Raw genomic sequence first — 11,274 nt, 5'->3', positions numbered from 1 at the left:
AGGGGGCTCAGTTCACGGGGATCAATCCCGCTTCGAGTCCGAAGCGCAGATACTCGTCCAGCGCCTGCCGCAGGTTGGCTTCGCGTTGGGCTTGCAGCAGGAAGTTCCAGGCGCCCATCTCGGCGCCGTTGTCCGCGCCGGCGCGGATCTCGGCCGCGCAACTGCGCGCCAGCTGGCCATAGGCGGGCGAGCCGAAGCGCGTGGAGGTGAAGGACGGTGCGACGCGCGCCGCCGCGCGCCTGGCGGCCGCGGCGCCCAGGTCCTGCATGACGAGGTCCGGCTGGCAGCGGTAGCGGCGCGGCGTGACCGACGGCAGGGGAACGTGGCAGTAGCGCACGCAGCCTTCCTGGCGGCGGTTGATGGAGACCGGCGCGCCGAACAGGGTGTTGGAGGCGTCGAGCCGGCCGGCGGCCACGCGCCCGAACAGCGTGCTGGCCAGGATGCGCAGGGCGCTGTCGTCCACGTCCACTGCGGCCGCGGCGCTGCCTTGCGCGTCGATCAGGCAGGCGTCGATTTGCACCGAGGCGAGCGGCGTGGCGCTGCGCACCGGGCCGCAGAGACAGCGGGTCAGGGCGAGATCCAGTTCGGGCGCGGCGCCCGTGTGACGCAGGCCGCCCCGCGCCGGCACCAGCGTGCAGTGGCGCAGCGCGACCGACCGCAACGCGCCGTCCAGCCGCAGGCGGCCGTCCAGCAACAGGCCGTCGAGCAGCAGGCGGGTGCTGGCGTTGCCGCGCAGCCGCCAGTCGCCCCGGAATACCGGCCGGCGCAGCGGGGCGGCTTCGATCGTCAGGAACGTGTCGGGCAGGACCAGGTCGGGCGCGATGGCTTCGGTGCTGTCGTGGTCGATCACGATGCGCGTGCGCTGGCCCGCCTGCACGGCGGTCAGCGCCGCGGCCAGCGTGGGCGTCGCGGCCGAGGGCACGCGCAGCTGGATGTCGAAGGGCTCGGCGGGCGGCGCGTCCGGCAGGTCTTCGGCAGAAGCGCTCCGGTCGTACGGTCCGGCGCCGATGTCGCCGGGAAAGCCGTACGCATAACGCACTTGCACCGATTGCGCGGAAGCGCCCGGCGGCAGCGCGAGACGGCCGCGGCGCGGGTCCAGGCCCACCAGCACGCCGCCCGCGTCGGGAAAGCTGCGGTCGGGGCGGCCGGGCTTGCGGGCCCGGACCAGCAAGGCCGCATCGGGCCGGCGCCATTCCTCGGGCACGACGCCGGGGATGGGCGCGAGGTCGCAAATCACCAGGTGTTCGGCGGGCACGGGCTGGCCGTCCAGCCAGACCTGCACGACCGGGCCGGGGCCGCCATCGGCGAACCAGCCTTGCGGCGGGGCGTCGCCGTCGGTCAGCGCCTGGCGGCGCGCCTCCAGCTCGGCATGCAGGTCGCGCCAGGACAGGGGTTCGGGCACGTTGATCGGCTCGGCCAGATGATCGATGTCGGTCTCGGTGCGCGGACGGTTGAAAAGCGCCGCATCCCCGCCCAGCGGATCGAACGTGTAGAAGCCGTCGAGCGTCGTGGCGCGGGCGGCGTCGCCCCGCTGCACGGTGTACGACTGCAGCCGCCACAGGAACAGGGCGACGTTGGGCAGGTTGTAGCGCCCGGCGGGCAGCGCGCGCACGTCCGCGGTGTGCAGCTCGGCGCCGAACGGGCCATCGACGCGCTCCATCGCGCGCGACTGGCGCAGGTCCGGCGTGCGCAGCGCGTGCGGTCGCGGGTGGTTGACGTGCTGCGTGGTGGCGACCCGTTCAAAGCACTCCGAGACGCGGCTGCGCCAGCCGGTGGCGTCGGCGGCAAGCTCCTCCAGCACGAGGGCCGTGCCCTTGCGGCGGCGCAGCCGCAGCGTGTTGGCCACCAGCGCGCGGGGCGAGAACGCGGCGCCGACCGGATACAGCGCGCGCACGCCCAGCAGGTCGCCCAGGTAAGGCACCACCCAGTCGTCGCAGGTCTCGATGAACCAGTTGTCGTAGAGCCGGTCCACGTCCGCGTCGAGCAGCGCGCCCTGGCGCGCCAGCACGTCCAGCAGCGCGCGCAGCGGCCCGCCGGCGGCCGCGTCCCGTTCGCGGTAGAAGGCCGGCAGCAGGGCCATCAGGGCATCGGCATCGAGTCGGGTGTTCATGTGCGCTCCGTCAGCAGGATGCCGGCCGGATCCGGGCGCAGCAGATCCGCGGGCCGCAGGCTGCCCTGTTGCCAGCGCGCCGTGCGGGCGGGAAGGGTGGCGTCGGGGCCGGCGCTGCGCCGCGCCGCGCTCCCGTCCAGGCCCTCGGCGAGCACCAGCGCGTCCAGGTCGACCCACTGCACGCCGTCCACGCCCTGCAACACGGCCAGCACTTCCCCGCCATGCACCGGCTGGCCGAAGGCGCGCGCGGCAAAGCCGAACGCCTGCAGCACGCGGTCGCGGGCCGCGGCCAGCACCCGCGGCGCCTCGTGCCGGGGATCGATGCCCAGCCCCGCCCGCACCCCGAAATCCAGGTAGCGGCAAGGCGCGACCCGCAAGGGCTGGTAGGGCGGACGCGCCGCGTCGATGGCCGCGAGCAGGTTGCGGTAGAGCGCCTCGGCCGGGTCCAGCGCCGTGCCGTCCTCGCCGGCGACGGTCAGGTGCACGAGCCGCGTTTCGCCGTCCCACAGCCACATCGCCTGCGCCTTGCCGATGCCGGTGAACGCGGCGGCAAAATCCTCGAAGTCGCGCAGCGAGACGATGCGGTCCAGCGTGCGCACGCGCAGCGGCGCATTGCGGCGCGCGGCGTCGCCGGCCTCGGGATCGACGCCGCCGGTCGCGGCCTGCGGGTTGGTCACCGCCTTCACGCCGGGCGCGCGCGTGAGCAGCACGCTGAGCTGGCCGGGCGCGACGTTGCCTTCGCGGCCCAGGCCGACGCGGTAGCGCGCCTCTACGTTGCCCGACCCGGACGGCAGGCGCGCGCCGTGCAGGCCGTCGCCAAACTGCACCGTCGCGCCGCCGCTGTCGTCCAGCCGCAGGAGATAGGCGCGGTCGCCGGGCGCCAACGCCGTGATGCGCGGCGCTTCGTTCCACAGCAGGCCGTCCACGCGGACCTCCAGGCTGCTCGCCGCGCCGCTGGCGGTGGGCGCGGGCACGAAGGTCAGGGGTGCCTGTTGCAGCGTGAAGCGCTGGAACGCCCGGTTGCCGGCGCCGCTGCCCAGCACCTCGGGCTGGATGCGCATCTGCCGGCTGTCGCCGTGGCTGGCAGGCGCGACGTTGGCGTTGATGCGCACCGTGGCGGGCAGATAGGCGTGCGCCAGGTCGGCGTCCAGCAGCAGCGCCGTTCGGCCGCCCGCGCTGTCGTTGCGCTGGATGCGCACGATGTCGCTGGCCTCGGCCAGCGTGACGGCGGCACGCGCGCCGTCCTCGAATTCCAGTTCCGCGCTGGCGCGGTCGCGCGCCACGCGCACGCCGGCCAGCGGATCGCCGCGCAGCAGCCGCTCGCGGGGCGCGGCGTTGGCCGCGTCGGCCTCGTCCAGGACCAGGCCCGACACCGCCAGCACGCGGCCCTCGGGCAGGTCGGGCTCATAAGCCGCCAGCGTGAGCGCATGACCTTGCGTCAGTCCGGAGGCGGGCCGCTGGCCCCAGTCCAGCGGTTCGGATTCGCCATAGGCGGTGGTCTCGCGCAGGGCGTCGTTGAACTGCTCCCGCACGCGCTCGCCGCGCAGGGTGAGCCGGGTGGTGGGGCCGGCCAGCGCGAAGCCGGTGCGCGCGTCGGGCGTCGCGTCGGCGATGCGGTAGAGCTCTTCGTAATTGGGCATGGACAGCACGGCCCAGCCGCCCGCGACCCATTTCGGATGGCTGGCGTCCAGGTGGACGCCATGCACGTCGGCGGGGTAGAGGCTGGCCGCCGGGATGGTCTGGCGCGCAAGGCCCGGCCCGGACCAGGCCAGCGCGATCGTGGCGTCGCCGCCCGCCTCGTAGTAGTCGAGGCGGATGTCGTGCTTGCGTCCGGCGGTCAGGCGCGCGCTGGCGGCGTATTCAGTGGGCGACTGCTCGCGCCACTGGTCGATGAGCAGATCGCCATCCAGCCAGAGCCGCACGCCGTCGTCGGCCGTGACGTGGAAGGTGTAGCTGCCGCTGGCGGGCGCGCGCACCCAGCCGGTCCAGCGCACGCAGAAATGGTCGGCGGGCACGCCGTCGCCGGGCCCGCCCGCCGCCCAATGGAAATCGACCTGCGCATCGGTGCGGGTCATGATCCGTTCGCTGAACGTGCGGCCCCGGTAGTACTCGCCATACAGGCCGGCGCCGGGACCGCTGCCGCCCGGCGGGTCGGACACGTCGGCCAGGGTGAAGCCCGGCCACTGCGGGAACTGGCTGAACGACGGCTTGGCGTCGTCGGCCATGCCCAGGTAGGCCGCGCGCAGCGTGGCGGGCATCGCGCGCCAATCGGGCGCGTTGTAGCCGAACAGCCGGGCCTGCGCGCGCAGCGCGTGGCAGCGGGCGTTGCGCCGCGCGGGCTGTACGTGCGGCTGCGCGCTGCCCAGGCCCCGTTCCAGCGAGATCAGCGTGTAGGCCGGCGCGCCGTCTTCGCCCGGTCCGGGCACGAACTCGCGCACCTGCGTCACGCGCCGGAAATCCCAGTTCTCGTTGCCCGGGTCGCGCGCCCGCTCGTCGCCCACGATCAGCACCGCGTCGCCGGGCTTCAGGCGCGTGGCGGCGCCCGCCAGGCACAGCGTGCGCGCGCCGAAGCGGGGCGGCGTGGGTTCCAGCCACGCCAGTTCCAGCGCGTTCCAGGCCGCGCGGGCTTCCACGGCCGCCAGGGTTTCGAAGGTCTGGGCCCGTTCGTCCTGCGCGGGCACGCTTTGCGTGCGTGTCCAGGGCTCGACGCGCGCGCGCGGCGGCGCGCCGGGCGCGGTCTCCAGCGTGAACGCCAGCCAGGTCGTGGCGGCCACGCCGGGCCGCAGTTCGTAGCCGATGGCGCGCGCCAGCGACTGCACCGACCGGCGCTCGGTCGCGGTGCGCAGATAGCCTTCGTTGCCGATGCGTTCCTGGTAGAACGCCAGCACGTCCAGGACGGCGGCCCAGGCGTCGAACAGGGCCATCACGGGATCGTCGCGGTCGCGCGTGGTCAGCGCCGCCAGATCCGGCGCGCGCGCCAGATCCGCGGTCAGGCTGGCCAGGAATCGCCCGTGGGTGCCGACGCGCAGCCGCAGCGCGGGCTGGCCAGGCGGATTGGCCAGCGTGTCCGGCGTGAGGGCGGGCTGGCCGGCGCAGCAGCCACAGTCGGCGGGTGCGGTCATGATCCGCCCTCCACGAGGAAGTCGATGCGGCCGTTTTCAGGGAAATTCGGATCGCCGTCGGCGCGCAGCACTTCGAGCGGCGCGGCCAGGATGCGGCCGGTGTCCAGCTCGCCGGCGGGCTCGCGGCCCCAGCGCTGGAAGCGCTCCGCGCGCGCGGAGGCCACGCCCGGCACGGCCATGACGGCGTGCATCACCGCCGACAGCGCCAGCGGCGTGCCGAAGGTGTGGCGGTCCGGATGAAAGAAGCCCGGCCTGCCCGCGCGGTCCAGCCCGGACGTGAAGACATCGCGCAGCGCCGCCTTGACGTCCGAGGCGAAGTGGCCGGGCGCGGCGCACACGCGCAGCAGGATGTCGAGCGGCACGTGGACGGGATCGGAGAACTCCAGGTCTTGCCCAGCCAGGCGAAAGCGTTCCATGAACGCCCGCATGGTCGCCCGGAAAGGCGCATCCACGGCCGCGCCGCCGCGCCGGTCCACGGTCAGGAAGACGGTGTGCCAGCTACCCGTCCAGCGCAGCCGGGCCGCCGCGCGCTGGACCTGCGGATGGCGCTCGGCAAGCCGCGCATAGTCGTCGGCGGTGACCGCCCGCTCCTGCACGCGGAAGGCCTCGGGCGCGTTGAGCCGGATCGCGTCGGCGGGCTCCGGCGCCGCCCCGCCCTGCGCGGGCAGGGGATTGCGCACCCGCGCGACGCCCAGCATCAGGCCGGGGTCGTCGGTGACGAGTGCCCCGATGGCGTCCGCGCCCACGTTGCCGCCGGGGCCGCCGCCCAGCCGGTAACGCGCCAGCAGGCGCTCGCCGGGCACGGGCGCGGCGCCGTAACGGTTGTCGCCAAAGCGCAGCCACGCGGCGCCGTCGGTTTCCGTTTCGACGACGAACTCGCGCGCATCGCGGGCGCTGGACAACAGGCTGCGTTGCGGCGACCAGGGCTGGCTGGCCGGGGCGGGCACGTCGCCGGGCTGATTGGCGTCATCCGCCTGCAGCGTCATGCCGCTGGGCAGAGCGCGGCGCGGGTCCTGCGCCAGCGCCGCGCCGGCGGGCAGCGCGGCGGACACGGCGAGGTCATGCCGGTAGGGCTCGGCGCAGGCCAGGCCCGTGTCGGGCAGGCGGGGGCGGTAGGGCCGCGCGGCGAATGCGTCGCGCGCCGTCGCGGCGTCCGGCTGCAAGGGCGTCCAGTCGCGCCGCATGCCGTGGTCGGCCAGCACGACATTGCCGCGGGCCACGGACACCGCGCGCTTGACCAGCGCGCCGCCCTCGTCGAACTCCTGGCTGACGCACAAGGGGAAGGGCAGCGCGTCGTCGGGGTGCCACGCGACCCGCAGCAGGTCGGTGCCGGTCAGGTCGTCGCGGCCTGCACGCGTCTCGGTCAGGCGCACGGCATGCCGGTGCGCGCGGTCCGCGTCGGCCGTGCGCCCGGTCAGCGGGTCCAGGACTTCCTCGAACACCAGCACGTCGCCGCGCGCCAGCGCCAGCGGCGGGTCGTTCACCAGCGCGGCCTGCGTCTCACCCCGGGGCAGGCAGTACGCGGGATCGGCGAAGTCATGCAGCAGGATGCGGCCGTGGGCGGCGTGCAGCGTCAGGTCGTGCAGCGTCTCGAAGACCTCCACGCCGGCCGCCGGCAGCCCGTCCAGCGCATCGCGGCGGCGCACGGGCGCGCTCAGCGCGGCCTCGGGGGTACTGGTCAGCAGCGGCGTGCCGGCGGGCACGGCCTTGCCGTCGCCCTGCGCGTTGGCCTCGATGGCGACGAAGACGCGCGCGTTGCAGCCGTCGTGCAGGGGATAGTCCAGGAGCCGCGCGTGGCGGCGCAGCGAGGTCCGGCGGCGCGCGGTGTCCAGGTACGCCTCGGTGGCGACGGCATCCTGCGCATAGGAAAGATGATCGGCCGCGTAGGCCAGGGTTTCCACGAGCGCCACGGTGAAATCCGCGGGGCTGCGCTCGGTGAAGTCCGGCATGCTCTGCGACAGACGGTCCAGCATCAGCCGCCGGAAACTGTCGTAGTCCTTGGCCAGGTAGTCCAGCAGCGGTTCGGGGGGCACGGCCGGATCGCAGGCATGGGTATCGGCGCAGTCGAACTCCGACGGACAGCCCGCCTTGAAGTTGATCTCGATGGTGGACAGGCACAGGTCGAACCCCGGCGCGGGCGCGTCCGGATCGGCCGGGTTGACCAGCGCCAGCGTGTACCACGAGAAGTCGCCCGCCTTGTCCACGGTCAGCCGGATCTCGTTGCCCGACAGCACCGGGTCCGCCGCCAGCGCGATGCCGCGGATGCGCGCGCCGCCCTCGATGCGCACGTGGGCGCGGCCGATGCCCGCCACCGGATGCACGCACACCACGCGCAGCGTGCGCTGGTCGGTCGCGTCGATCTCGACAAAGGCGATGCCGTTGTCGCCAGGCGGCTGCTGGGCGCGCAGCAACTGTAGCCGGCGCGGATGGGCGCTGCGGAATTGGCGGTTCATGGCAGATCCCGCGTAAAGCGCGCCAGCCGACGCTGCTGGCCCTGGCGCAGGACGTATTGCACGTCCACCTGCAGGGTGGCGTGGCGGTGCGAGACGTCCACGGACTCCACGGCGATGCGTTCGCCCAGCCACTGTTGCAGCGCGCCCTGCACGCTCATCTGCACCGCGGCGGCCAGCGTGTCGCTGTTGGGGGCGAACACCAGTTGCAGCAGGCCGCAGCCGAAGTCCGGCCGGTTGACGCGCTCGCCGGGCACGGTGAACAGCACCTGCTCGATCATGTCGCGCACGTGCGTGGCGTCGTCCGCGACGCGGCTGCGGCCGCGTGCGTCGGGTTCGAATGGAAAGCGCAGGATGGCCATGGCGCGGCGCCTCACATGCCCACGACGCGCGCCTGCGCCTGCAGGGCCAGCATGGGCGTGCCGGTGGGCATGCAGATCGACGACCCGGCCTGCAGCGCGGCGGGCAGCCCGCCGATCAGCACGCGCGTGGCGCCGCTCAGCCACATGCCGGTGACGCAGGGCCCATTGCCCGAGGGCGGCGGCGGGAACGCGCAGCCGGCGATCGAATACGACGACAGGATGACCACGGCGGGCTGGCCCGAGAGCAGCACGCGCGGGTTCGGCGACAGGGGAATGGCCTGGCCGCCGTGCGAGCACTGCACGGTGGCGCCAAGATGCAGCAAGGGTCCGGGCATGGCTGGGTCTCCTCAGGTCACAGTCAGGGCGCCCTGGTTGATGTTGACGGCCGGCCCCGCCAGCATCACCGTCGCGCCCTGTCCGTTGGACAAGGTGATGCCGACGTCGCTGATCGAGATCATCGCGCCGGTCTTGGTCTTGAGCAGAATGCCGCCCGTGGGGCCGGGCAGGTCGGAAATCATCAGGGTGTTCTGTCCGCCCGTCTGCAGCACGATGCTGGGCGACACCGGCAGGCCCGCCAGCGCCAGCGCGGGCACTTCGGCCGCCGAGCCCCAGAAGCCGCCGACCCAGATGGGGTAGTCGGGCTTGCCCTGCTCGAACTCGACCCACACGCCCGCGCCGACCTGCGGCAGCACGAATACGCCGCTCTGCTGGCCCGCGAACGGCACGCAGGGCATGGCCCAGCTTGACACGCCCAGGCCCAGCACGTCGGGCACCTGCACCTGGATGCGGCCCATCTGCATGGGATCGATGTTGCCGATCACCACGCCGCGGAATTTGCCGTAGTGGCGAAGGGGTTCTGTCATGGGGGCACCAGGGGCAGGGTCGAGATCAGGCCGTTGCGGGCCAGCGAGAACTGCTGCGTGAATTCGCCCGCCTTCAGCGTGCTGTCCACGCGCTTGACGTAGTACAGGCCATCGAAGGCGAGTCCCGCGCCGCGCACGCCCACCAACTGGCGCGACTTGAGCACATGGCCGTAGCGCAGCACGTTGAGCGAGCCGTCGGCGGTCACCGCGTCGGCGGTGGTGCCGGCGGCCATGGCCAGCCCCTTGCCCAGCGCGGCCGCGGGCGACAGCTTGGCGGTGTCCTTCAGCAGCGTCAGGCCCTTGGCCAGCGGCGGCAGCAGGCCCAATGGCGGGCTGGTCAGGCTGACATCGGGCACGGGCAGCGGGATCGGAAACTTGGTCAGCGGGTTCTGGATGAAGATGACGGGCAGCGCGGCGTCCGACTGGTTCACCGAAAACGACAGCGACTCCACATTGGTGTGCACGTCCATGCCCAGGCTGAGCGCGGGCTGCACCGGCCCCAGCCGGATCTCCGGCCCCCAGTACGCCACGTTGGCCCCGGGCAGCGGGCCGGGTTCGACGTAGAACACGTGGCCGACCTCCGCGGCGAGCTGGCGTACGTAAGCGAGGTCCGTGCCTTCGTGCAGGGGAATGCGGTCGACGGGGATCGGCACGTCGGTGAAAGGCGACGGCACGATCAGCGGCAGCATCCCGTACAGCGCGTAGCGGCCGACGATGGCCGCGACGCGCGCGGGCGGCGGCATGGCCGGGTAAGGCAGGCCGCTCATGTCCTGCTTGTCCATCGCCACCGTCAGGTCCTCGCCGGTGACGGTCAGGCGCGATTGGCCGGGCGCGTTGCCGTCCGTGATCTCCTGGCGCGTGACCAGCCCGTCCATCAGCACGATAGGCAGCCCGTTCAGCGTGGCGATCAGGATGACGCGCAGCCACGGCACCTGGCCGCCGGCGATCACCAGCAGCGTGTGCAGCGGCGAGCGGTTGCTGACCGTGAAGGTGAGCTGAAAGCCGCCGGGGCCGTCCGCCGACGAGGACACCTCGGCGCTTTCCAGGCTGTCCATCAGCGGGCGGGGAGCGGGAACCGGCAGCCCGGGACCCACCAGCAGCGTCAGGTGCACGCCGTTAAGCATCGCCGCCTCCGAAGGACGCGCCCAGCGAGGCGGGCAGCGTCACGCGCAGGCTGCGTCCGGGCGCTTCCAGCGCGGCCGGGCGCGGCGCGTCGTTGCCGTCGGCCAGGCGCCAGAATTGCAGCGGGTCGCCCAGCGCAGCGGCGGCCAGGCGGTCCAGGCGGTCGCCTGGCGCCACGGCCAGTTCGCCGACCGGGGTGAGCGTGGACGGATCGGGCAGGAAGCGGCGGCGCAGGAAGACCCGCGGCTGGCCGTCGGGGCCGGGCATCTCGGCCGTGGCCACCCCGTGATAGCGGCTGTTGGCGGGAAAGCGCTGCACGCTCATGGCAGGGACTCCAGGCCGACCGAACCCAGATCGCCCAGGCCGGCCATCGCGGCCAGCCGTTCCTTGCGCTGCTGGTACACCAGGTACAGATGGCCGCCCTTGTCGCCAAAGCCCAGGTCGCCCACATGCAGCACGCGCAGGCCCAGCGACACCTTGGCGCGGATGGGATTGAGCCGCGCGTCGAAGGCCTCCTCGGTGATCGAGAAATCCGTCACGCGCACGGGCACGACGCGCTCGCGGCTCCAGACGAACAGGCACAGCGGCGCGACGGTGGGGGCGATCTCCAGCGTGCCCAGGTTGGCGATCTGGTTGTTGCGGATGAGCGCCGCGCTGTCCGGGTAGACGATGGTCTCCAGCGCGGCGAGCTGGGCGTGGATGCCGGTGTCGCGGGCCTGGGGATGGTCGTCGGGGAATTCGAGCTGGTCGGTGGCGTCCATCTCGGCGTCCAGCCGGATCGTCTCGGCGGGCGGGCCCTTGAGCCGCAGCGGCTCGCCCGCCGCGCCGCCGTCGTCCACGCTCTGGGGCTGCAGCGAGCGGGTCAGCGTCTCGGGGTTGTACTGCAGCGATATGACGCGCTGCACGGCCCCGCTGGCCGGATCGATCAGGATGATGCCGCCGCGCAGGAGGCGGGGCGCAAGCGGCCCGCTCATGGATAGGCCTGCGGTTCGGCGGCGTTGCGCACCGCGGTGATGCGCTGCGCGCCCACCAGCGATTCGGGCCAGTGGCGCGCGGCGCTGAAAAGTTCGGGGCGGTAGTCGAATTCCAGGACATAGCGCGACGCCGGCATCCGTGCCACGCAGTCCAGTTCCACCGCGCGCAGCTTGCCGGGCGGCTCGTCGACCAGGGTGACGTCGGCGTAGCGCGTCTGGCACAGGTCCAGCACCTCGCCTACGGTCTTGCCTATCCAGTCTTCCATGTCGG

Annotated in this window: 10 protein-coding genes; all 10 read right to left on the bottom strand. The window is 73.3% G+C overall.

The window, feature by feature from the left end; translation table 11 throughout:
• Window positions 1–7 precede the first annotated feature (7 nt).
• The 10 genes from BXA00_RS04180 to BXA00_RS04135 are packed head-to-tail and all read right to left on the bottom strand — an operon-like array spanning window position 8 to window position 11,269.
• Complete coding sequence (locus BXA00_RS04180; RefSeq protein WP_076516471.1) at window positions 8–2,110, bottom strand: phage tail protein; 2,103 nt, start codon at window positions 2,108–2,110, stop codon at window positions 8–10.
• Window positions 2,107–5,232, bottom strand: coding sequence for a putative baseplate assembly protein (locus tag BXA00_RS04175; protein WP_076516469.1), 3,126 nt, complete (start codon window positions 5,230–5,232; stop codon window positions 2,107–2,109). Before BXA00_RS04175 ends, BXA00_RS04180 begins: the two co-directional genes overlap by 4 nt.
• Window positions 5,229–7,685, bottom strand: a complete 2,457-nt coding sequence (locus BXA00_RS04170) for a putative baseplate assembly protein (RefSeq protein WP_076516467.1) — start codon at window positions 7,683–7,685, stop codon at window positions 5,229–5,231. Before BXA00_RS04170 ends, BXA00_RS04175 begins: the two co-directional genes overlap by 4 nt.
• The gene (locus BXA00_RS04165) at window positions 7,682–8,044 is read right to left on the bottom strand and encodes a GPW/gp25 family protein (RefSeq protein WP_076516465.1); all 363 of its coding nucleotides are present in this window, start codon (window positions 8,042–8,044) and stop codon (window positions 7,682–7,684) included. Before BXA00_RS04165 ends, BXA00_RS04170 begins: the two co-directional genes overlap by 4 nt.
• Window positions 8,045–8,055: 11 nt before the next feature.
• Complete coding sequence (locus BXA00_RS04160) at window positions 8,056–8,379, bottom strand: hypothetical protein (RefSeq protein ID WP_076516463.1); 324 nt, start codon at window positions 8,377–8,379, stop codon at window positions 8,056–8,058.
• Between the two features lie 12 nt (window positions 8,380–8,391).
• Entirely contained in the window at window positions 8,392–8,907 is a 516-nt protein-coding gene (locus tag BXA00_RS04155) for a phage baseplate assembly protein V (protein ID WP_076516462.1), read from the bottom strand.
• Window positions 8,904–10,031 carry a hypothetical protein gene (locus BXA00_RS04150; protein ID WP_076516460.1) on the bottom strand — a complete coding sequence of 376 codons (1,128 nt, stop codon included), beginning with the start codon at window positions 10,029–10,031 and terminating at the stop codon, window positions 8,904–8,906. The genes BXA00_RS04155 and BXA00_RS04150 overlap by 4 nt, the downstream gene beginning before the upstream one ends.
• Window positions 10,024–10,353, bottom strand: a complete 330-nt coding sequence (locus tag BXA00_RS04145) for a hypothetical protein (RefSeq protein WP_076516458.1) — start codon at window positions 10,351–10,353, stop codon at window positions 10,024–10,026. The genes BXA00_RS04150 and BXA00_RS04145 overlap by 8 nt, the downstream gene beginning before the upstream one ends.
• Window positions 10,350–11,003, bottom strand: coding sequence for a hypothetical protein (locus BXA00_RS04140; RefSeq protein ID WP_076516456.1), 654 nt, complete (start codon window positions 11,001–11,003; stop codon window positions 10,350–10,352). The genes BXA00_RS04145 and BXA00_RS04140 overlap by 4 nt, the downstream gene beginning before the upstream one ends.
• Complete coding sequence (locus BXA00_RS04135) at window positions 11,000–11,269, bottom strand: hypothetical protein (RefSeq protein WP_076516454.1); 270 nt, start codon at window positions 11,267–11,269, stop codon at window positions 11,000–11,002. The genes BXA00_RS04140 and BXA00_RS04135 overlap by 4 nt, the downstream gene beginning before the upstream one ends.
• Between the last annotated feature and the right edge of the window lie 5 nt (window positions 11,270–11,274).

Origin of the sequence: Achromobacter sp. MFA1 R4 (genome assembly GCF_900156745.1) — a bacterium.
Classification (GTDB): domain Bacteria; phylum Pseudomonadota; class Gammaproteobacteria; order Burkholderiales; family Burkholderiaceae_B; genus Achromobacter.
Note: the sequence above shows the minus strand (reverse complement) of the source record. Positions and strands in the feature narration are given on the sequence as shown.

Bases quoted from the DNA above. Each gene is read 5' to 3' on its own strand.
- BXA00_RS04135 (WP_076516454.1), bottom strand. From the start codon at position 11,269: ATGGAAGACTGGATAGGCAAGACCGTAGGCGAGGTGCTGGACCTGTGC.
- BXA00_RS04180 (WP_076516471.1), bottom strand. From the start codon at position 2,110: ATGAACACCCGACTCGATGCCGATGCCCTGATGGCCCTGCTGCCGGCC.
- BXA00_RS04145 (WP_076516458.1), bottom strand. From the start codon at position 10,353: ATGAGCGTGCAGCGCTTTCCCGCCAACAGCCGCTATCACGGGGTGGCC.
- BXA00_RS04155 (WP_076516462.1), bottom strand. From the start codon at position 8,907: ATGACAGAACCCCTTCGCCACTACGGCAAATTCCGCGGCGTGGTGATC.
- BXA00_RS04165 (WP_076516465.1), bottom strand. From the start codon at position 8,044: ATGGCCATCCTGCGCTTTCCATTCGAACCCGACGCACGCGGCCGCAGC.
- BXA00_RS04140 (WP_076516456.1), bottom strand. From the start codon at position 11,003: ATGAGCGGGCCGCTTGCGCCCCGCCTCCTGCGCGGCGGCATCATCCTG.
- BXA00_RS04175 (WP_076516469.1), bottom strand. From the start codon at position 5,232: ATGACCGCACCCGCCGACTGTGGCTGCTGCGCCGGCCAGCCCGCCCTC.
- BXA00_RS04170 (WP_076516467.1), bottom strand. From the start codon at position 7,685: ATGAACCGCCAATTCCGCAGCGCCCATCCGCGCCGGCTACAGTTGCTG.
- BXA00_RS04160 (WP_076516463.1), bottom strand. From the start codon at position 8,379: ATGCCCGGACCCTTGCTGCATCTTGGCGCCACCGTGCAGTGCTCGCAC.
- BXA00_RS04150 (WP_076516460.1), bottom strand. From the start codon at position 10,031: ATGCTTAACGGCGTGCACCTGACGCTGCTGGTGGGTCCCGGGCTGCCG.